General features: G+C 64.2%; 19 protein-coding genes. 13 read left to right on the forward strand and 6 right to left on the reverse strand.

The genetic code is table 11. The features are described 5' to 3' along the window. Positions 1 to 4: 4 nt before the first annotated feature. The 6 genes from UP10_RS18130 to UP10_RS18150 all read left to right on the forward strand — a co-directional run bounded on the left by UP10_RS18130 (position 5) and on the right by UP10_RS18150 (position 5658). Entirely contained in the window at positions 5 to 310 is a 306-nt protein-coding gene (locus UP10_RS18130) for a DUF5076 domain-containing protein (protein ID WP_044542305.1), read from the forward strand. 1 nt (position 311) lies between these two features. Beyond that, positions 312 to 1682: a pyruvate dehydrogenase complex dihydrolipoamide acetyltransferase gene (locus tag UP10_RS18135; RefSeq protein ID WP_044588655.1), complete on the forward strand. Its 1371-nt coding sequence runs from the start codon at positions 312 to 314 to the stop codon at positions 1680 to 1682. 12 nt (positions 1683 to 1694) lie between these two features. Next, positions 1695 to 1871 (forward strand): hypothetical protein, encoded by a 177-nt coding sequence (locus UP10_RS45320; RefSeq protein ID WP_197086849.1) that lies wholly within the window; start codon positions 1695 to 1697, stop codon positions 1869 to 1871. Further along, complete coding sequence (lpdA, locus tag UP10_RS18140) at positions 1871 to 3292, forward strand: dihydrolipoyl dehydrogenase (RefSeq protein WP_044588656.1); 1422 nt, start codon at positions 1871 to 1873, stop codon at positions 3290 to 3292. Before UP10_RS45320 ends, lpdA begins: the two co-directional genes overlap by 1 nt. A 128-nt stretch (positions 3293 to 3420) precedes the next feature. Continuing rightward, positions 3421 to 4662, forward strand: a complete 1242-nt coding sequence (locus tag UP10_RS18145) for a threonine synthase (RefSeq protein WP_044588657.1) — start codon at positions 3421 to 3423, stop codon at positions 4660 to 4662. Between the two features lie 27 nt (positions 4663 to 4689). Next, positions 4690 to 5658: a tripartite tricarboxylate transporter substrate binding protein BugD gene (locus UP10_RS18150; RefSeq protein WP_044588658.1), complete on the forward strand. Its 969-nt coding sequence runs from the start codon at positions 4690 to 4692 to the stop codon at positions 5656 to 5658. 145 nt (positions 5659 to 5803) lie between these two features. On the opposite strand, the gene UP10_RS18155 is transcribed toward UP10_RS18150, so the two are convergent. Then, positions 5804 to 8038 carry a lytic transglycosylase domain-containing protein gene (locus UP10_RS18155; protein ID WP_044588659.1) on the reverse strand — a complete coding sequence of 745 codons (2235 nt, stop codon included), beginning with the start codon at positions 8036 to 8038 and terminating at the stop codon, positions 5804 to 5806. A 249-nt stretch (positions 8039 to 8287) separates the two neighbouring features. On the opposite strand from UP10_RS18155, the gene UP10_RS18160 reads away from it, so the two are divergent. Continuing rightward, on the forward strand, positions 8288 to 9139 hold the full coding sequence (locus UP10_RS18160; RefSeq protein WP_044588773.1) for an SMP-30/gluconolactonase/LRE family protein: 852 nt from the start codon (positions 8288 to 8290) through the stop codon (positions 9137 to 9139). Positions 9140 to 9404: 265 nt separating this feature from the next. Here the strand turns inward: UP10_RS18160 and UP10_RS44370 are convergent, their stop codons facing one another. After that, on the reverse strand, positions 9405 to 9566 hold the full coding sequence (locus UP10_RS44370; RefSeq protein ID WP_156180111.1) for a hypothetical protein: 162 nt from the start codon (positions 9564 to 9566) through the stop codon (positions 9405 to 9407). Positions 9567 to 10634: 1068 nt separating this feature from the next. Here UP10_RS44370 and ilvD point away from each other — a divergent pair. Further along, positions 10635 to 12371 (forward strand): dihydroxy-acid dehydratase, encoded by a 1737-nt coding sequence (ilvD, locus tag UP10_RS18165; RefSeq protein ID WP_044588660.1) that lies wholly within the window; start codon positions 10635 to 10637, stop codon positions 12369 to 12371. Next, a complete protein-coding gene (locus UP10_RS18170) occupies positions 12358 to 13179 on the forward strand; it encodes a tetratricopeptide repeat protein (protein WP_044588661.1) in 822 nt (273 codons plus the stop codon). The genes ilvD and UP10_RS18170 overlap by 14 nt, the downstream gene beginning before the upstream one ends. A gap of 6 nt (positions 13180 to 13185) precedes the next feature. On the opposite strand, the gene UP10_RS18175 is transcribed toward UP10_RS18170, so the two are convergent. Then, positions 13186 to 14553 carry an MFS transporter gene (locus UP10_RS18175; RefSeq protein WP_044588662.1) on the reverse strand — a complete coding sequence of 456 codons (1368 nt, stop codon included), beginning with the start codon at positions 14551 to 14553 and terminating at the stop codon, positions 13186 to 13188. 60 nt (positions 14554 to 14613) lie between these two features. Beyond that, on the reverse strand, positions 14614 to 15378 hold the full coding sequence (locus UP10_RS18180) for a GntR family transcriptional regulator (RefSeq protein ID WP_044588774.1): 765 nt from the start codon (positions 15376 to 15378) through the stop codon (positions 14614 to 14616). Positions 15379 to 15562: 184 nt separating this feature from the next. On the opposite strand from UP10_RS18180, the gene UP10_RS18185 reads away from it, so the two are divergent. The 3 genes from UP10_RS18185 to UP10_RS18195 are packed head-to-tail and all read left to right on the forward strand — an operon-like array spanning position 15563 to position 18611. Continuing rightward, positions 15563 to 16762, forward strand: a complete 1200-nt coding sequence (locus tag UP10_RS18185) for a mandelate racemase/muconate lactonizing enzyme family protein (protein ID WP_044588775.1) — start codon at positions 15563 to 15565, stop codon at positions 16760 to 16762. A gap of 9 nt (positions 16763 to 16771) precedes the next feature. After that, positions 16772 to 17539, forward strand: coding sequence for a glucose 1-dehydrogenase (locus tag UP10_RS18190; RefSeq protein ID WP_044542293.1), 768 nt, complete (start codon positions 16772 to 16774; stop codon positions 17537 to 17539). Between the two features lie 40 nt (positions 17540 to 17579). Beyond that, complete coding sequence (locus UP10_RS18195; protein WP_044588663.1) at positions 17580 to 18611, forward strand: L-idonate 5-dehydrogenase; 1032 nt, start codon at positions 17580 to 17582, stop codon at positions 18609 to 18611. 7 nt (positions 18612 to 18618) lie between these two features. Here UP10_RS18195 and xth read toward each other — a convergent pair whose 3' ends face one another. After that, positions 18619 to 19410 carry an exodeoxyribonuclease III gene (gene xth, locus UP10_RS18200; protein ID WP_044588664.1) on the reverse strand — a complete coding sequence of 264 codons (792 nt, stop codon included), beginning with the start codon at positions 19408 to 19410 and terminating at the stop codon, positions 18619 to 18621. 105 nt (positions 19411 to 19515) lie between these two features. After that, complete coding sequence (erpA, locus tag UP10_RS18205; RefSeq protein ID WP_044588665.1) at positions 19516 to 19845, reverse strand: iron-sulfur cluster insertion protein ErpA; 330 nt, start codon at positions 19843 to 19845, stop codon at positions 19516 to 19518. 107 nt (positions 19846 to 19952) lie between these two features. Here erpA and UP10_RS18210 point away from each other — a divergent pair, with 107 nt between their 5' ends. Further along, complete coding sequence (locus UP10_RS18210; RefSeq protein ID WP_156180115.1) at positions 19953 to 21161, forward strand: deoxyguanosinetriphosphate triphosphohydrolase; 1209 nt, start codon at positions 19953 to 19955, stop codon at positions 21159 to 21161. The last annotated feature ends 8 nt before the right edge of the window (positions 21162 to 21169 follow it).

The raw sequence follows: 21169 nt of genomic DNA on the forward strand, positions 1-21169 counted from the left end.
CGTCATGGCCGGTCCCAAGGAGCAGCCGCTGCCGCCCGACGTGATGGCCCGCGATGACGCCATCGAGGTGCTGCGCGCCTTCGTGGTCGATGGCGGGTTGTCGATCGCGTTCCAGCGCGCTTTCGAGGAGCCGGACATGTGGGGGCTGCTGCTCGTCGACATCGCCCGCCACGCCGCACGTGCTTATTCGCGCGAGAGTGAATACACCGAGGACGAGGCGCTTGCGCGCATCGTCGAGATGTTTGAAGCCGAAATCGCCCGGCCGACCGACACGGGCAAAACCATGCCGCGGTCGCAACAAGGTCACTGACATGCCGATCAACATTCTCATGCCCGCGCTGTCGCCCACGATGGAGAAGGGCAACCTCGCCAAGTGGCTCAAGAAAGAGGGCGACAAGGTCAAATCCGGCGACGTGATCGCCGAGATCGAGACCGACAAGGCGACGATGGAAGTCGAAGCCGTCGATGAAGGCACGATCGCCAAGATCCTGGTGCCCGAGGGCACCCAGGACGTCCCGGTCAACGACATCATCGCTGTCCTCGCCGGCGACGGCGAGGATGTGAAGGCGGCGAGCGCTGGAGCACGCGCGGGTGCTGCGCCCGCACCGAAGCCGGCCGAGGCGCCGAAGCCCGCTGCTGCTGCGCCTGCAGCGGCTGCGGCTGCCGCACCGGCGGCTGCGCCTGCGCCCAAACCTGCGGCTGCCCCGGCGCCTCAGGCTGCTGCCGCTCCGGCCGCGCAGGCCAACGGCCACGCCCGTATCTTCTCGTCGCCGCTGGCGCGACGTCTCGCCAAGGAAGCTGGCATCGATCTCGCCCGCATCACCGGCACCGGCCCGCACGGCCGCGTCATCGCGCACGACGTCGCGGAGGCCAAGTCCGGCAAGGGCCTGAAGGCGCCGGCGGCAGCACCCGCCGCAGTCGGGCCGAGCGTCGCACCGTCGATGTCGGACAAGCAGATTTTGGCGCTGTTCGAGCCGGGCAGTTACGAGGTCGTGCCGCATGACGGCATGCGCCGCACCATCGCCCAGCGCCTGACGGCGTCGGTGCAGACCATTCCGCACTTCTACCTGACCATCGACTGTGACATCGGCAAGCTGCTCGCCGCGCGCGAGGAGATCAACGCATCGGCGCCAAAGGACAAGGAAAAGAAGCCGCTCTACAAGATATCGGTCAACGACTTCGTCATCAAGGCGATGGCGGTCGCGCTGCAGAGGATTCCGAACTGCAACGTCAGCTGGACCGAGGGCGGCATGCTCAAGCACAAGCATTCCGACGTCGGCGTCGCGGTGGCGATGCCGGGCGGCCTGATCACGCCGATCATCCGCAAGGCCGAGACCAAGACGCTGTCGACCATCTCCAGCGAGATGAAGGACTTTGCCGCCCGCGCGCGTGCCCGCAAGCTGAAGCCTGAGGAGTATCAGGGCGGCACCACGGCGGTGTCCAACCTCGGCATGTACGGCATCAACCACTTCACCGCGGTGATCAACCCGCCGCATGCCTCGATCCTCGCGGTCGGCACCTCGGAGGAACGCCCGGTGGTGCGCGGCGGCAAGATCGAGATTGCACAGATGATGAGCGTGACGTTGTCGTGCGATCACCGCGCGATCGACGGCGCGCTCGGCGCCGAGCTGATCGGGGCGTTCAAGCAGCTGATCGAAAATCCCGTGATGATGATGGTGTGATGAGCAGTGTCCATGTACGCGATCTACGGTCCGTACATCCTGCTCGTTGCCGTCGTCATCGCCTCGTTGTTTGCCTTCAATCGTGACCTCGTATCCACGACCCAGTGCAGGATCATGATCATCGGCGCCGGCGCGCTGGCGCTGGTTTGGACTGCGATCCTGGGCGGAATTTGGCTGGAGTATAGATAATGGCCGACACATCCTTCGACGTCATCATCATCGGCTCCGGCCCCGGCGGTTATGTCACCGCGATCCGCGCAGCCCAGCTCGGCTTCAAGACCGCGATCGTCGAGAAATCCTATCTCGGCGGCATCTGCCTGAACTGGGGCTGTATCCCGACCAAGGCGCTCTTACGCTCCGCGGAAATCTACCACTACATGCAGCACGCCAAGGATTACGGGCTGTCGGCGGACAACGTCTTGTTCGATCCGAAGGCCGTGGTGCAGCGCTCGCGCGGGGTCTCGAAGCGCCTCAATGACGGCGTCGGCTTCCTGATGAAGAAGAACAAGGTCTCGATCATCTGGGGCGCCGCCTCGATCGACGCGCCCGGCAAGATCACCGTGAAGAAGTCTGACGTCGAGGGCCCCAAGGGTACGCTCGGCGAGGGTACCTATCAGGCAAAACACATCATCGTCGCGACCGGCGCACGGCCGCGCGTGCTGCCCGGGCTCGAGCCCGACAAGAAACTGGTCTGGACCTATTTCGAGGCGATGGTGCCGGAGCGGATGCCGAAATCGCTGCTGGTGGTCGGCTCCGGCGCGATCGGAATCGAATTCGCGTCGTTCTTCCACACCATGGGATCGGATGTCACCGTGGTCGAGGTGCTGCCGCAGATCCTTCCTGTCGAGGATGCGGAGATCGCAGGGCTCGCGCGAAAACGCTTCGAGAAGATGGGGATCAAGATTCGCTCCTCGACCAAGGTGACGAAGCTGGAGAAGAAGGTCGACAGCGTGGTTGCGACCATCGACGACGGCAAGGGCAAACCGGAGAGCGTCGAGTTCGATCGTGTGATCTCGGCGGTCGGCGTGGTCGGCAATATCGAGAATCTCGGGCTGGAGAAGCTCGGCGTTAAGACCGACCGCGGCTGCATCGTGATCGACGGCTATGGCAAGACCAGCGTCCCCGGCATCTATGCGATCGGCGACGTCGCCGGCCCGCCGATGCTGGCGCACAAAGCCGAGCATGAGGGCGTGATCTGCATCGAGGCGATCAAGGGCCTGCATCCGCACGCCATGGACAAGAACCTGATTCCCGGCTGCACCTACTGCAATCCGCAGGTCGCTTCCGTCGGCCTCACCGAGGCCAAAGCGAAAGAGGGCGGCCGCGAGATCCGCGTCGGCCGCTTCCCCTTCGTCGGCAACGGCAAGGCGATCGCGCTCGGCGAGGACCAGGGCCTGGTCAAGGTGATCTTCGACAAGAAGACCGGACAGCTGCTGGGCGCGCACATGATCGGCGCCGAGGTCACCGAGCTGATCCAGGGCTACGTCGTCGCGATGAACCTGGAGACCACGGAAGAGGAATTGATGCACACTGTGTTCCCGCATCCGACGCTGTCGGAGATGATGAAGGAAGCGGTGCTCGATGCCTACGGACGGGTGCTGAATATCTGACACCGGCTTCATTGCGAGCGGAGCGAAGCAATCCATCCATCCGCTTGCGGCGCTATGGATTGCTTCGTCGCTAACGCTCCTCGCAATGACGAGGATAGGCTGTTGGCCCAACAAGAAAGACACTAGCCGTGCACGACAACGACAACCTCATCCTCGAACGCCCGACCTTCGTCACCCATCTCGAATGCGCGATGGAGGGCGATCATTATCCGGCCGACCAGGTGCACAACCTCTCCAGGGCCGGCAAGCCGCTGCTGGTGCGCTACGATCTTGCGTGCGTCAAGACGGCGCTGACCAAGGATGCGCTGGCCGAACGGCCGGCCGACATGTGGCGCTACCGCGAGCTGTTGCCGGTGCGCAAGTGCAAGGACATCGTCAGCCTCGGCGAAGTCACGACGCCGCTGATCCGGCTGCCGAAGCTCTCGCACAAACTCGGCGGCGGCGAGATTATCGTCAAGGATGAGGGGCGGCTGCCGACCGGCTCGTTCAAGGCGCGGGGCCTTGTCATGGCGGTGTCGATGGGCAAGGCGCTCGGCATCAAGCACATGGCGATGCCGACCAACGGCAATGCCGGCGCGGCGCTGGCGGCCTACGCCACCTCCTGCGGTATCAAGACCACGATCTTCTGCCCGGCCGATACGCCGGAGGTGAACGTCAGCGAGATCGAGCTGCAGGGCGCGACTGTCTACCGCGTCAACGGCTATATCGATGATTGCGGCAAGATCGTCGGCGAGGGCAAGGCAAAAGTCGGCTGGTTCGATACCTCGACGCTGAAGGAGCCGTACCGGATCGAAGGCAAGAAGACGATGGGGCTCGAACTCGCCGAACAGCTCGGCTGGGAGGTGCCCGACGTGATCTTCTACCCGACCGGCGGCGGCACCGGCCTGATCGGCATGTGGAAGGCCTTTGATGAGCTCGAGACAATCGGCTTCATCGGCTCAAAGCGCCCGCGCATGGTCGCGGTGCAGGCCTCCGGCTGCGCGCCGATGGTGCGCGCCTATGAGGCCGGCACCGAGCACGCGTCGCGCTGGGAAGACGCCCACACCATCGCCTCAGGCATTCGCGTGCCGCAGGCGATCGGCGACTTCCTGATCCTGCGCGCGGTGCGCACGAGCAAGGGATTTGCCATCGCTGTCGACGACGACAAGATATCGGCTGCGCTCAACGAGGTCGCGCGCGAGGAGGGCCTGTTGCTGTGCCCCGAAGGTGCGGCGACCTACGCCGCCTACAAGCAGAGCCTCGCCGACGGCCGGGTCACGAAAAACGAGCGCGTGATGCTGTTCAACTGCGCGAGCGGGCTGAAATACCCGCTGCCGCCGGTCACGCGCACGCTCGATCGTCACAAGCCGATCGACTATTCGCAGTTCTGAACCGTCATTGCGATTTCGGAGGACGTGATGCGGAAGCTATTTCTCGCCGCGTTGGCGATGCTCGCCTTCACCGGCATCGCCTCGGCCGAAACCTACCCCTCGCGTCCCATCACCATCATCGTGCCGTTTTCCGCCGGCGGCCCGTCGGATGCGATGATGCGTGTTCTCGGCGAGCGGATGAAGCAATCGCTCGGCGAGGTGTTGCTGATCGAGAATGTCACGGGGGCCGGGGGATCGATCGGCGTCGGCCGCGCGGTGCGTGCCGCACCTGACGGCTACACCATCTCGTTCGGTCATCTCGGCACCCATGTCGCCAACGGCGCGATCTACAAGCTCGGCTACGACCTGGTCGACGATCTCGAGCCGGTGGTGCTGCTGCCGAGCAATCCGATGATCATCGTCAGCAAGAACGCCGTGCCGGCGAAATCGCTGAAGGAGCTTTTGGACTGGTTGAAGTCGCGCCCGTCGCCGCCGACCGCAGGGACCGCCGGTGCCGGCTCCGGCAGCCACATCGCCGGGCTCTATTTCGAGAATGTCTCGGGCATCAAGCTGCAATACGTGCCGTATCGCGGCACTGGCCCTGCGCTGAACGATCTCGTCGCCGGCCAGATCGACATCATCGTCGACCAGACCTCGAACTCGATCAACCAGGTCCGCGGCGGCAACATCCGCGCCTATGCCGTCACCGACTCCCAGCGTGTCGAGACTGCGCCCGACATCCCGACCGTCGACGAAGCCGGCCTGCCGGGCTTCCACATGACGCTGTGGTCGGGCCTCTGGGTGCCGAAGGGCACGCCGAAGGAGATCGTGGCCAAACTCAACACTGCTGCCGTCGCGGCGCTGAGCGATCCGGCGGTGATCAAGCAGCTCGAGAATTTGGGCTTGCAGATGCCGCCAAAGGACCAGCTCACGCCGGAAGCACTCGGCGCCTGGCAGAAGGCGGAGATCGCAAAGTGGTGGCCGATGATCAAGGCTGCAAACGTGAAGGTGGATTGATTTACGTCGTCCCGGCGAAGGCCGGGACCCATACGCCGCGGCCATCGCAAAGGGCACGCGGCCCGACGACTTTCTAGCAACGAGCATCGGTGGTTATGGGTCCCGGCCTTCGCCGGGACGACAGCCTATCTCGCTGCGACATCGCTTACTGCGACGGCATCGTTGCCATTGGCGCCGCATTCGTCTCCTGCGTCACGACACGCTCGCCGTTCTTCGCCACCACGGCGGCGTCGCTGGCTTCGAACCGCGCGCGGTAGACCGCAAAATTCTCCATCACGCGCTGCACGTAATTGCGCGTCTCCGACAGCGGGATCCGTTCGACCCAGTCGACCGAATCGACCTTCGGATCGCGCGGATCGCCATAGGCCTTGATCCAGTCGCGGACGCGGCCGCGGCCGGCGTTGTAGCCGGCGAAGGTCATGATGTGACAGCCGTGATATTCCGACAGCAGCGCGCTGAGCTCGGCCGCGCCCATCTGGGTGTTGTAGACGGGATCAGAGACCATTTTGTCCCAGTCGTAACTGACACCGAAGCGTTTTGCGGTGTCGCGGCCGGCTTCCGGCGTCACCTGCATCAGGCCGACGGCATTGGCGGATGATTTGTCGCGCTGATCGAACGCGCTTTCGGTGCGTGCGATCGAATAGGTCATGCTGCGCCCGATGTCGGGGGCGATCGGTGCGTGCTTGGGAATGCCGATGACCGGGAAGGCGTAGTGGTCGAAGGCAAAGCCGCGCGCCAGCGTGATCTTGCCGATCTGCAGCATGGCGCGGGCGTCGTTGTGCCGGCCGGTGAGCTCGCCAAGCGCCTCGAGCATGCCGACGTCGGCACTTTCCTCGGCAAGGTCGGCGGCGAAGTAGAGCACGACGTCGGGTTCGCCGATCGCATAGAGCATGTCGGCGCCGCGCACCCGCTCGTCCGCAGCGCCGTTGCCGGCGATAGCGGCGGGCGAGGGCGGGTGCAGGTCGACGCCATCACGCCCGAGCTTTTCCAGCGCAAGCTGACCGTAATACGCCGTCGGATAACGCGCAGCGGCCTCGTAATCAGCCCGCATCGCCGTGGTGTCGCCGAGCGCCTCGGCGGCGCGGCCGCGCCAATAGGCGGCGCGCGCCAGCACGGTCGGATTGCTCTGGCCTTCGTCGATCCGCGCGAAATGCGCCGCCGCGGTTTTGGCGTCGTCGAGATAACGCAGCGCGATCCAGCCGCTCATGAAATGCAGGTCGGAACGGTAATACGGGTTGTCGGGCAGCGCCGCCGGGCGGACCACGTCATAGGCGGCTTGGACCTTGCCCTGATCGAGCAGCTTGCGGGCCAGCAGGCGCCGCTCGCGCCACCACGCGTCCGTGTCCTGCTGCGCCATGGTCTGCGGGGCGGCTGCGATCGTGACGCGGGCCGCGTCGTCGATCTTGTTCTGCGCCAGCAGTCCCTGGATGCGGCAGAGCGTGTAGCCGAGATCGCCGCGCGCCTCAGTCGGGACATTGTCGAGCGCATCTTGCGCCTTGTTTGATTGCCCCCGCACGGCACCGCAGGCCTTCACGATCGCCAGTTCGTCGCTGCCGAGCAGCTTGGCGGCGCGCCTGGCGCCGGCGAGGTCCTTGGCGCCGATCCGCTTGTCCATGCGCGCGCGATGATCGTCGCGAGTCAGCAGGTCCTTGAACGCATCATAGGCGTCGCTCTCGGTACGATCGGATAATTCCTCCGATTGCCAGGCGTTGCGCACCAGACGGGTTGCGCCGTCGCGGTCGCCCTCGGCGAGCAGCACGCGGGCGAGGGCGAACTTGCCCTTGGCACTGAGGGGCTGATCGAGGGTGAAGCCGTGCACCGTGGCGGCGTCGCTGCGCTCCTGCCACAGCCGTGCCTCGGCCCGCCGGCGCAGCATCGTGATGCTCGGCCAGTCCGGATTGGCTGATATGAACGCGGCAAAGCGGCTGAAATTCGCCTCCGATTCGGAGTGTCGCAGCAGGTACCATTCGACGAGCTTGCGGCCGACCGGGTCGGTGATCTTGTTTTGGATATCGGTCGCGTCGCTGGTCTTGCCCCTGCGTACGGCGAGGATCGCATCCCTCACCGTGGCGAGATCGCCGGTGAGTTGGGGGCCTGAGGCCTCGTCTGCTGCGGGTGACTTCCTGGAGTCTGCTGATTTGGACTCGGTCGATTTGGCCTTCGCGGACTTGCGCTCGTCGGCGCCGCGCCTGGCATGCCGGCGCTTTCCTGATGCTGCCTCGTGGGTCGCTTTGGCGCCATGCGCCTTGCTGTCCGCCGCATGCGCGGCCTTGACATGGTCTTTGGCCTGGCGATGCGACTTCGCGGCCGCCTGGACCGGAATCAAAGCGAGCGCGGCGACAGTGGCGAAGCACGCCAGCAGACGGTGGCTACGGTTCATTCCCTGGTCCCCCCTGCGAAACCATCAGGCACAAACAGATCACGTCATACGCGGCACAACGGGCCGCAGATTATCACACCCTTGATTCGCAAGCGTTAAGGCGGCGCAACTCAACAGGGAAAAGGCGGCGAAATGTAGAACACAGGGTGTGGAACTCGGGGGGAACCCGAGTTCCATGGCGGGCGGCTGGTGGGCGGCTTGGCCTCATCCGGGTGTTCCGAGCACATATCCTATGGTGAGGTGGCCGTCATGAGAGAGACCCAACTGAAAACCATCCTTGATGGCGGCCGCTATTTCGAAGGCCCGCGCTGGCACGATGGGCGGCTCTGGTTCGTCGATTGCATGGCCCGGACGTTGCTCAGCGTCAGCCCGGCCGGCGAAGTGACAGAACATGCAGGGATCGCCGACGACACGCCATGCGGCCTCGGCGTGCTGCCTGACGGAGACATCGTGGTGCTGACGATGTCCAGGAAACGCCTGCTGCGATTTGCCGATGGAAAGCTCTCGCTCTACGCCGACCTCTCGCAGCTCGCCACCGGCACCATCGACGACATGATAGTGGACGGGCAGGGCCGTGCTTATGTCGGCGATCTCGGCTTCAATCTGCCGCCGCCGGAGGGTCGCGGCGCGGTCGGCCGGATCATCCTGGTGACGCCGGATGGCAGCGCCCGTGTCGTCGCGGACGGCTTGCGCTTTCCGAACGGCATTGCGGTCTCCTCCGATCATCGCCGTCTCGTCGTCGCCGAAATGGATGGCGCGTGCCTCGCCGACTACGACATCGAAGCGGACGGCGGCCTGCGCCTGCGCGGACGGCTCGGCCGCATGAGTGACCCCGACGGCATCTGCCTTGACCGCGAGGGATCAGTTTGGGTCGCATCCTTCACCGAGGACGCCTTCATCCGGATCGGCCGCGACGGCGAAGAGTGCGAGCGTATCGCCGTAGCCGGCCGCCGCGCACTGGCCTGCGCGCTTGGCGGTGCGGACCGGCGAACGCTGTTCTGCCTGAGCGCTGCGACCTCGTTTGAAGAACTGCGAAAGGGCAAGTCGTCGTCGCGGATCGACGTGATCGAGGTCGAAACGCCGGGCGACGGATATCCCTGAGCGCGCGCTCCGCCGCGTCATTGCGGGGCGCGCATCACGCGAGCCCCAAATCCGCTCTGAACGGATCGCTCTCTGACAGGCGTGTGTGGCGTCCGTGGCAGATCCCCGAACTCTGAGGCGGCGTAGTCGCGTCCCTCCGGCGTCACGATGTGGATGTCGTAGCAGTGCGCCTTTGCCAGCTCCCTGGCTTTTCGAAGAGCTGCATCCGACGTGCGGCGGCGATGGACGATGTCTCCATGCTTGGATCTCGCCTTGACGGTGAAGCTCATTTTTTCTTCGTCTTCTTCTTTCGTTTCAGGATGTCGGCCTGGCTCCTGAACGCCTCGGCGAGCGAGCGCATCTCGTTGGCGACACCGGCGTCGCCTGTCGTTGCTGCGACCCGCTCCGCGGTCAGCGCCTGCCGTCGAATCGCCTTGGACATCTTCATGGAACACCAATCTTGAGGCCCTTGTGTGGTTCCGTGTGCGACGCCTCATTCTCGCCGTTTGGATTTGTTCTCGTTTTGTCCTACATGAGAATTCTCCGAGAGGCTGCCATGGACGCCGAGAAAGACCGAGACATCATCAGGTTGTGGAACGAGCTTCGCCGGCTTGCGCGGGAAGGGCGTCCGACCGCTTCTGTCAGACGTCAAATCGAGAGGGCTCTGTCCGAGCGGGAGCGCGAAGCTGCGTGATGGCCCGCTCCCGAATGACCGCGTCTCACTTATGCGGTGCAGTCCAATGCAATGACCTACGATAGTGGACGTATCGTGCCGCGCTGGCTCAATCACTGAGTTGCCCGACGGCGCAAGCCCCTCGCGCAAAATATTTCGCTTTATCAGAAGGGTAACTCAGTGTATGAATCCCCCGTCCCACCCGATTGAGGGGCGAGCGCACGTCACGAACGCGCGGTGGGATGCGGTGGACGCGGAATGCGCAACAGACGAGTGCGCGTGACGCGGACGGCGAAGTCGTGTGGTCCTTACGCTGCAATGCAGGCGGAAAGTCCGTGAGAGGCTAACGCTACTCACAGACAACGGTGGCAACCAAGCGCTCACCGGGGAGCACGTATAAGCCGTAAAGCCACCGCGCAGGGAAAGCCGGCGTTTCCGGTTACACCTGTGGTCCTACCCCGGTGCTTTTTGTTGCGCCGGGCCCATGGGTGCGATCGGCACACGGCTTTTCCTGCGCCCTGTTCAAGAGGAGGGCACCATCGATCCACAACTCGGGCGAGTTCCGTCGCGAGGGTACAGCTTCTTGTGGATTCCTGTCAGGGTTCCGTCAGGTTCCCATAAGGACCGATAATAGATGGTTGCACTGCGGCCACGATTGTTGCGTTACCGCAACAGTTCCTGAACATTTAACCTTATGAGCAGCCAGTTCGCACTCGCGCCGCTTTTTAGCCACACCCCTCCATGAAACCATGTTCATAAATCTGAATGAGCCAGCGCTCGCGACGACGGGAGACCTTTGAGGCCTCCGGACGTTGAGGGAGAGACAGCTGGGGCAGGGTTGCGATGGACGCCAAGTCGAACATCAAGACGAACATCAAGGGCAGGCTGCCGAGCCGTCACGTGACGGAGGGGCCCGAACGCGCGCCGCATCGCTCCTATCTCTATGCGATGGGGTTGACGACAACCCAGATTCATCAACCGTTTGTCGGCGTTGCTTCATGCTGGAATGAAGCCGCCCCCTGCAACATCTCGCTGATGCGCCAGGCGCAGGCGGTGAAGAAGGGCGTCGCCTCGGCCGGCGGCACGCCGCGCGAATTCTGCACCATCACTGTCACCGACGGCATCGCCATGGGCCATGACGGCATGCGCTCGTCGCTGCCGTCCCGCGAATGCATCGCTGACTCGGTGGAGCTGACGATCCGGGGCCATGCTTACGACGCGCTGGTCGGGCTCGCCGGCTGCGACAAGTCGCTGCCGGGCATGATGATGGCCATGGTCCGGCTCAACGTGCCCTCGATCTTCATCTATGGAGGCTCGATCCTGCCCGGCAACTTCCGCGGGCAGCCGGTCACCGTGCAGGACATGTTCGAAGCCGTAGGCAAGCATTCGGTCGGCGAAATGTCGGACGCGGACCTCGACGAAATCGAGCGGGTGGCGTGCCCCTCGGCCGGCGCCTGCGGCGCCCAGTTCACCGCCAACACCATGGCGACCGTCTCCGAGGCGATCGGGCTCGCACTCCCGTATTCTGCCGGGGCTCCGGCGCCTTACGAGATTCGCGACGCCTTCTGCACCGCCGCCGGCGAGAAGGTGATGGAGCTGATCGCCAAAAACATCCGGCCCCGCGACATCGTCACGTTGAAATCCCTGGAGAATGCCGCTGCCGTGGTTGCAGCCTCAGGTGGTTCGACCAATGCTGCATTGCACCTGCCCGCGATCGCGCATGAGTGCGGAATCAAGTTCAATTTGTTCGACGTTGCGGAAATCTTCAAAAAGACTCCTTACGTCGCGGATTTGAAGCCGGGCGGCCGTTATGTTGCCAAAGACATGTTCGAGGTTGGCGGCATTCCGCTGTTGATGAAGACGCTGCTCGACCATGGCCACCTGCACGGGGATTGCTTAACCGTCACGGGCCGAACGATCGCTGAAAACCTCAAAGGCGTGAAATGGAATCCGCACCAGGATGTGGTGCGGCCCGCCGACAAGCCGATCACCGTTACGGGTGGCGTTGTCGGGCTGAAGGGTAATCTCGCTCCGGAGGGTGCGATCGTGAAGGTCGCGGGCATGTCCAATCTGAAGTTCACCGGGCCGGCCCGGTGCTTCGACCGTGAGGAAGACGCCTTCGAGGCCGTCAAGAATCGCACCTACAAGGAAGGCGAGGTCATCGTCATCCGCTACGAGGGCCCCAGGGGCGGCCCCGGCATGCGGGAGATGCTGTCGACCACTGCGGCGCTGACCGGGCAGGGCATGGGCGGCAAGATCGCGCTGATCACCGATGGCCGGTTTTCCGGCGCCACCCGCGGCTTCTGCATCGGCCATGTCGGGCCCGAGGCGGCCGTCGGCGGGCCGATCGCCCTGTTGCAGGACGGCGACATCATCGAGATCGACGCTGACGTCGGCACTCTTAACGTAAAATTGAGCGACGCCGAGCTCGCAAATCGTAAGACCAAATGGGCCCCTCGCGCGACCAACCATACATCTGGTGCGCTGTGGAAATACGCCGAGCAAGTGGGGCCGGCGGTGGATGGTGCTGTCACCCATCCGGGTGGCGCGTACGAGAAACAGTGTTATGCGGACGTTTAAGCGTACCATATTGGCATTTGCGTTGGCGGCCGTTCCGGTCGCAGGACCCGGATTCGGATTCGACGGAGCCCCGGTCAATCCGCAAGACACCGCTCTTCCCGTGGTTGCCCCGCAGCCCGGTACCGCAGCCCTGAAGCGGGCCGCGAACCCCGTCACGCCAACGGATTTGCCAAATTCGAGCGTCATGTCGCTGGCCGAGGCCGGCCACCCCGTGGCGCAGTGGAAGCTTGGCAAGATGTATGCGGAAGGCGACGGCGTCGCCCAGGACGACATGCGCGCCTTCGAATATTTCAGCCGGATCGCCAACGCGCATGCCGAGGACTCGCCGTCGGCGCCGCAGGCCTCGATCGTGGCCAATGCCTTCGTGGCGCTCGGCCGCTACTATCTGAGCGGCATTCCCAATTCCAAGATCAAGCCGGACACCGAACGTGCGCGGGAGATGTTCTCCTACGCTGCCTCCTATTTCGGCAACGCCGACGCCCAGTACGATTTGGCCCGGCTGTACCTGAAGACGCCGGACGCCTCGCGGGATGATTTCCGCTACGGCGCCCGCTGGCTTGGCCTTGCCGCCCAGAAGGGCCAGCACCAGGCGCAGGCACTGCTTGGCCAGATGCTGTTCAATGGCGACCGCGTGCCGCCGCAGCGGGCACGCGGCCTGATGTGGCTCGCCCTGGCACGCGACAGCGCCACGGCCGACGAGGCCTGGATCAAGGACGGCTACAACCGCGCGATGGCCAAGGCCTCCGAGGACGACCGCGCCATGGCGCTGCAGATGCTCGAGCACTGGGTGCAGGGCCGTCGCGACTGATCCCCGTCAGTCCTGTTCGTAGCCATAGACCTCCGGCAGGATGAAGATCGCGGCAAGCAGCCCGATCAGCGGGAAGATCGCGACGAACAGCGTCGCGTTGGCCTGGCCGATCGCGGCGAACAGCGACGGGAACAGGAAGATCGCCAGGAACGACGGCAGCTTCACGAACATGTAGGCAAAGCCCGACGCGGTGCCGCGGTACTGCGGCCGGGCGACCATGGTCGGGATCGTCATGCAGTTCGAGGCGTCCCAATAGTGGCCCCACAGCATGGCGGCAGCCGCGAACGGCAGGACGTATTTGTGGTCGGTGTAGAGCGCACCCGCCGCGACCAAGAGCGACACCAGCACGATCGAAAAGCCGGCGATGCTGATGCCGCGGTGGCCGATCTTCGGCGTCAGCAACGGCCCGACCCAGCCCGACACCGCAGCGAACGCGAACAGCGCCATGGTCACGAGGTTGTTGCCGAGGATCGTCGAGACCCCGACCATCGCGAACAGCACCGGCAAATAGAACGCGAAGGTGGAGAATTCGCTCGCCTGGGCGAAGCAGGCGATCCAGCCGTAGACCGTGGCGCGCCAGCGGATCGGATCCTTGCGCAAATCGGCGATGAAGGCGGTCGTGCGCGGCTTCGGCACCACAACGTCCTGGTCGGGCAGCATCGCGAGATCGTCGTTGTACATCTGCCGCGCCACCTGCTTGGCCTCGCGGAAGCGGCCCTGCTGCACCAGCCAGACCGCGGTTTCCGGCACATCGTGGCGCATGATCAGGATGATCAGCGCCGGCAGGGCGCCGAGACCGAGCGTGACGCGCCACAGCGTCTCGTGGTTGATGTCGGCAAGCAGGAACAGGATGATGACGCCGATCGTCAGGACTTCGCCGACCGCGAACATGAACTGCCAGCGATTGCCCATGACCTCGCGCTCGCCCTTGGCCATGGATTCCATGATGTAGGTGTAGCCGGTCGAGATATCGCTGCCGAGCGGAATGCCGAGCAGGAAGCGGATCACGATCAGCCAGGTCACGTTGGGCACGAAGGCCTGCGCCAGCGCCAGCACGATGAACATGATCATGGTCGCGATGAACATCACGCGGCGGCCGATCTTGTCGGACAGCCAGCCGCCGATCAGCGCACCGATCAGGGCGCCGCCTTGCGTACCGGCCGCGGCGAGCCCGAGCATCAGCGGATCCGGATTGTACTGCTCCTTGATGAAGATCAGCACGAAGGCGATCGAATAGAGATCCCAGGCCTCGACCAGGATCGAGGCCATCATCAGCCAGCCGACCTTGTTGCCCTTGGGGCTGTAATTGGTGACGAGGTGGCGGACCGCGCCGTCGATCGCCGCCTGCTGCTGTGGAATTGCCATTGTCGACATCGCCGTTGCTCCCAAGTGTCGTGAAATCAAGTGTCCTGTAAACAAGTGTCCCGTGATCTGTTACGCCCCGAGCAGCGGCTCGATGCTGCAATCGAGCAACCGCGGATCGATGCCGGCTTCCATGCCGTCGAACATCGTGTCCATGTAATCGATCAGCGCATCGCTCGCCGCCATCGCGCGATCGACGCGGCGGTTGGCGACCGCACTGAGAATGGCGAGATGGCTATCGATCGTGCCTGTTAGCTCAGCCTGTCCGGGCATGTGGCGGTGATGGATGAAGCCGATGCGGCGATAGATGGTGTGGAGCGGCCGCAGCGTATGCGCCAGGAACGGCTCGCCGGCGGCGCCCAGGATCAGGCTGTCGATGCGGCGGTCGAGATTATTGAACTCGTCGAGCGTCAGCGTCGCCCGCTTGTCCTTCATCACCCGCTCGATGTGCAGCGCCTGATTGCGGTGCGAGAGGCTGGCGCGCTCGGCGGCCAGCCGAATGACGAAGCGCTCGATGTCGCGCCGCAGCGCCAGCAGAATACGCTCGCGCGCCAGATCGATCGGCGCGATCTGCAGACCATGGCGCGGACGGATGATGATCAGCGTGTCGGCGGCCAGCGTGTTGACGGCGTGGTGGACCGGGGTGCGTCCGAAGCCGGTGAGGTCCTGCAGGTCCTGCACGGTGAGGGAGTGGCCCGGCCTGAGTGCGCAATTGACCAGCAGTTCCTCGATCCGCTGATAGGCGAGTTCGAAAAAATTGATGCGGTTGCGCCGGCCTTGTGCCGCGTCCCTCGCGTCGGAACGCACAACTTCAAGCGTGCGTTTGCGCCGTACCATTTTGCTTCCTCCTGCCAGCCTGCGTTCATCGCGCGGACCGATCTTGCTGATCGTCACTTAAAACATGTTGTGAAATATTACAAGCAGTCGTATCAATCGACCCAAAGGGCCTCCGCAACAGGGGGGCGCACTCGCAATCAAGAACATGGCCCCGCGCGAAGCGGTGCCCCGGGAGGACATCGCGATGAAGATCACCTCGATCGAAACGTTGCGCACGGAAGAGTTCGCCAATGTGATCTGGGTCCGCGTCCACACCGACACCGGACTGATCGGGCTCGGCGAGACCTTCTACGGCGCCGGCGCGGTCGAGGCGCAGATCCACGATACGTTTGCCGGGCGGCTGCTCGGGCGCAATCCGCTGCACATCGAGGCGATCCATCGCGACATGCTCAATCTGCCGATGGCGCAGTCGTCGACCGGTGTCGAGTATCGCGCGGCATCGGCCATCGACATCGCGTTATGGGATCTGTTCGGAAAGGTCTGCGGCCAGCCGGTGCACCAGATGCTCGGTGGTCTCTGCCGCGACAAGCAGCGCATCTACAACACCTGCGCCGGCACCCAATATGTCCGCTCCACCAACATCCGTCCAGTGTCGAACTGGAACCTCGGCGAGGCGGCGGGTCCATACGAAGACCTCGATGGATTCATGACCCGCGCCGACGCACTCGCCGAAAGCCTGCTCGAGAGCGGCATCTCGGCGATGAAGATTTGGCCGTTCGATCCGCCTGCGCAGGAGAACAACGGCCTCTACATCACGGCCGCCCAGATGAAGCAGGCGCTCGAGCCGTTCGAGAAAATCCGCAAGGCCGTCGGCGACAAAATGGAGATCATGGTCGAACTCCATTCGCTGTGGAATCTCCCGGCCGCAAAGCAGATCGCGCGCGCGATCGATCCCTACAAGCCGACCTGGTACGAGGATCCGATCCGGATGAATTCGCCGCAGGCGCTGGCCGAATATGCGCGCTCGACTGACGTCTGGGTTTGCGCCAGCGAGACGCTCGGCTCGCGCTTCCCCTACAAGGACATGCTCGACCGCGATGCCATGCATGTGGTGATGGCGGACCTCTGCTGGACCGGCGGCCTCACCGAGGGTCGCAAGATCGCGGCGATGGCCGAGACGTATCATCGGCCGTTCGCGCCGCATGATTGCATCGGCCCGATCGGCTTCATCGCTGCGATCCACATGTCGTTCAGCCAACCGAACACCCTGATCCAGGAATCGGTACGCGCGTTCTACAGGGGCTGGTACAACGAGCTTGTCACCACCATGCCTGTGATCAAAGATGGCTATGTCTACCCGATGGAAGGGCCGGGCCTCGGCGTCGATCTGCTTCCGGCCGTCTACGACCGTTCCGACCTGACCGTGCGCCGTTCCAACGCTTGAGGATTCTAAATGAGCACCGCTTTGTTCGATCTCTCCGGCCGCACGGCGCTTGTCACTGGCTCCTCCCGCGGCCTCGGTCGCGCTATCGCCGAGGGCATGGCTGCGGCCGGCGCGCGGCTGATCATCAACGGCGTCGACCCCGCACGGGTCGAAACAGCGGTTGCCGAGTTCCGTGCCGCCGGACACAAGGCTGAGGGCGCAGCCTTCGACGTCACCGACGAGCCGGCGGTCGTCGGCGCCTTCGAACGTTTCGACCGCGAGGGCATCGCGGTCGACATCCTCGTCAACAATGCCGGTATCCAGCATCGCAAGCCGCTGGTCGAATTCACGACCGATGAGTGGCGCAAGGTGATCGAGACGAATCTGACCAGCGCCTTCGTGATCGGGCGCGAGGCGGCCAAGCGGATGATCCCGCGCAAGCGCGGCAAGATCATCAATATCGGATCGCTCGGCAGCGAATTGGCGCGGCCGACGATCGCACCCTACACGGCGGCGAAAGGCGGCATCCGCAATCTGACGCGTGCGATGGCGGTCGAATGGGCGGTGAGCGGCATCCAGGCCAACGCGATCGGGCCGGGCTACATGCTGACCGACATGAACGAGGCGCTGATGTCGAATCCCGAGTTCAACAATTGGCTGATGTCGCGCGTCCCAGCGAAACGCTGGGGCAAGCCGGATGAGCTGGTCGGCGCTGCGATCTTCCTGGCTTCGGAGGCTTCCAGTTACGTGAACGGACAGATCATCTATGTCGACGGCGGAATGCTCGCGGCGATGTGACCGCGACAATCCGGCCGGACATCAATCGAGAGAGTAGGCCATGCGCGCCGTCGTCATCCACGCTCCCCACGATTTGCGGATCGACAGTTTTGAGAATCCCGCGCCGGCGCCGCATCAGGTGCGCGTCAAGATCGCGGCCGGCGGCATCTGCGGGTCCGACCTGCATTACTACCATCACGGCGGTTTCGGCACGGTGCGGATTCGAGAGCCGATGGCGCTGGGGCACGAGATATCAGGAACGATTGCCGATGTCGGCGCAGGTGCTTCCCACCTCCGGCCCGGCATGCGCGTCGCGATCAATCCGAGCCTGCCGTGCGGGCAATGTTCCTATTGCCGCGAGGGCATGCGTAACCAATGCACCGACATGCGCTTCCTCGGCAGTGCGATGCGCTTTCCCCATGTGCAGGGTGGCTTTCGTGAGTTCGTGACGGTCGACGGCTCGCAGGCGATCCCGATCGCGGACCGTCTGTCGTTCGCGGAAGCGGCAATGGCCGAACCGTTTGCAGTCTGTCTCCACGCCGAACATCAGGCCGGCAGCCTGCTCGGCAAGCGGGTGCTGGTCACGGGTTGCGGTCCGATCGGCGCGCTGATGGTGGTCGTCGCGCGCTATGGCGGAGCATCCGAGATCGTCGCGACCGATATCGCCGAGGCGCCGCTTGCGATCGCGCGGAAGCTCGGGGCGACATTGGCGATCAACAGCGCCACGGACGCTGCCGCGCTCGAACCTTACAAGGCCGGCAAGGGGCAGCTCGATGTGCTGTTCGAGGCCTCCGGCAATCAGGCAGCGCTGCGGTCGGCGCTCGACCTGTTGCGGCCGGGTGCTGTCATCGTCCAGGTCGGGCTCGGCGGCGAGATGACGCTGCCGATCAACACCATCGTCGCCAAGGAGCTGCAACTCCGCGGCACGTTCCGGTTCGATCCGGAATTCGAGCTGGCGCTGCGGCTGATGGGCGAGGGGTTGGTCGACCTGAAGCCGTTGGTGTCGGCGTCAGTTCCGTTCGAGTCGGCGGTCGATGCCTTCGAACTCGCCAGCGATCGCTCGCGCTCAATGAAGGTGCAGCTGACTTTCTAGTTGGGGGTCACGCCGTCTCGAAATCCAGATCGGCCCAGACCGGCACGTGGTCGGACGGCTTCTCCCAGGCGCGCACGTAGCTGTCGATCCCGACATCGATCAGCCGGTCGCTGGCCTGCGGCGACATCAGCAGGTGATCGATCCGGATGCCCCAGTTTTTCTGCCAGGCGCCGGCCTGGTAGTCCCAGAAAGTATACTGGCCGGGGTCGTCGTTGACCGCGCGTAGCGCGTCGGTCAGTCCGAGGCCGAGCAGCGACTGGAAGGCTTCCCGGGTGGCGGGGCGGAACAGCGCGTCGTCGGTCCAGGCGGCCGGATTGTAGACGTCGCGGGCGGCTGGGATCACGTTGAAGTCGCCGGCGAGGATTAGCGGCTCCTCGGTCTTAAGCCGCTCCTTCGAGTACTCAAGAAGCCGCGACATCCATTTGAGTTTGTAGGGATATTTGTCGGTATTCGCGGGATTGCCATTGGGCAGATAAAGGCAGGCCACCCGGACCACGCCGTGCTTCAGCGTGACGACGCCCTCCAGGAATCTGGCGTGGGCGTCCTCATCGTCGCCGGCCAGCCCCGACTTGGTCTCGTCGAACGGCAATTTCGACAGTAGCGCCACGCCGTTGAAGGTCTTCTGGCCGTGGGTGACGACGTTGTAGCCGAGCGCTTCGATTTCGAGACGGGGAAATGCCTCGTCGACGCATTTGATCTCCTGCAGGCAGACGATGTCCGGAGAACATTCCTTCAGCCAGCTCACGAGATGTTCGAGCCGTTGCCGGACCGAATTGACGTTCCATGTAGCAATGCGCATGCGAAGGACCCGGATCGAAGCCGCAAAATTTCACGCGCGGCTTACCACGCGCGGTGCAGCTGCGCGAGGTGGTCGCGACGGAGCAGGCCCTATCCGTGCAAAAAGTTAGATCGAGAAGCTGGTGCCGCAGCCGCAGGAGGCGGTGGCGTTCGGATTGACAACGCGGAACGAGGCGCCGATCAAATCGTCAACAAAGTCGACTTCCGAGCCTGCCAGGAACGGGACCGAGGCGGGGTCGACAAGCACCACGGCGTTGTCGCGCTCGATCACGAGGTCATCATCGGCCTGGGTGCGCTCGACGTCAAATTTGTATTGGAAACCAGAGCAGCCGCCACCCTCGACCGAAATGCGCAGCTTGGCGCCGTCGCCCTCTTTGCTGAGGATTTGCCCGATGCGGCGGGCAGCCCGCTCGCTGACGGTGATGGCAGAGGTCATGGTCGGTCTCCGGTAGACGGCGTCATACCCAATTCACTTGGTATCCCGCACCCCACATAGTTAAGTGCGTCGGGCCATGGAATCAAATGGATAAGGACTAAAATACCGTGTCGGTCGGAATGGCTGCCCCCCGCGCGCTTTATGCCTGCGACCCCGATCGCAGCCGCGGCAGGCTGTTTGCGGAGCCGCCAAGCCGGACCCGGAGCCCGTTCCGGCGTGATTGCGACCGGGTGATCCATTCCACCGCCTTCCGCCGCCTCAAGCACAAGACCCAGGTCTTTGTCTTCCACGAGGGCGATCACTACCGCACCCGGCTGACACATTCGCTGGAGGTGGCGCAGGTTGCCCGCGCGCTGGCCCGGCAGCTTGGGCTCGACGAGGACCTGACCGAGACGCTGGCGCTGGCGCATGACCTCGGCCATCCACCGTTCGGCCATGCCGGGGAGCGGGCACTCGACGAGTGCCTGAACGGCCATGGCGGCTTCGACCACAACGCGCAGACGCTGCGCGTCGTGACCTCGCTGGAGCATCGCTATCCCGAATTCGGCGGGCTGAACCTGACCTGGGAATCGCTCGAGGGCATCGTCAAGCACAATGGCCCGCTGACCGAGCGCGGCGGCTCGCCGGCTGGGCGCTACGTCGAAACCGGCATTCCGGTCGGGATTGCCGACTACAACAGGACCTACGATTTGGAGCTCTGGAGCTACGCCTCGCTCGAGGCGCAGGTGGCGGCCTTCGCCGACGACATCGCTTATGACGCCCATGACATCGATGATGGGCTGCGCGCCGGGCTGTTCGCCGTCGACGATCTCAAGGAGATGCCGCTGGCCGCCGAGATCATCGGCGAGATCGACCGGCATTATCCCGGGCTCGATGAGGTCAGGCGGGGCGCCGAGCTGGTGCGCGAGCTGATCTCTCACTTCATCGGCGCTGTCTTCGCCGAGGCGAGCAAGCGCCTTGAGGCCGCCCGGCCGCAGTCCGCCCACGACGTGCGCCATCACCACGCACCGCTGATCGCGTTTCCACCTGACGTGGCCGAGCAGGAGGCGGCGATCAAGGCGTTCCTGTACCGGCGGATGTATCATCATCGCCGGGTAATGCAGGTCATGGGGGAGGCGGAACAGGTGGTGCGCGACCTATTCGAACGCTACCGGCGATCGCCCGCCGACCTGCCGGGCGAATGGATCGAGGGCACCGAGCAGGAGACCGAGGGCGCGCGGAGCAGGCGGATCGGCAATTTCATCGCTGGAATGACCGACCGTTTCGCCCTGATCGAGCACCAGAGGCTTTTTGACTCGACCCCGGATTTGCGTTAGGCGCCCCC

The sequence above is a fragment of the Bradyrhizobium sp. LTSPM299 genome (assembly GCF_000938235.1).
GTDB lineage: Bacteria > Pseudomonadota > Alphaproteobacteria > Rhizobiales > Xanthobacteraceae > Bradyrhizobium.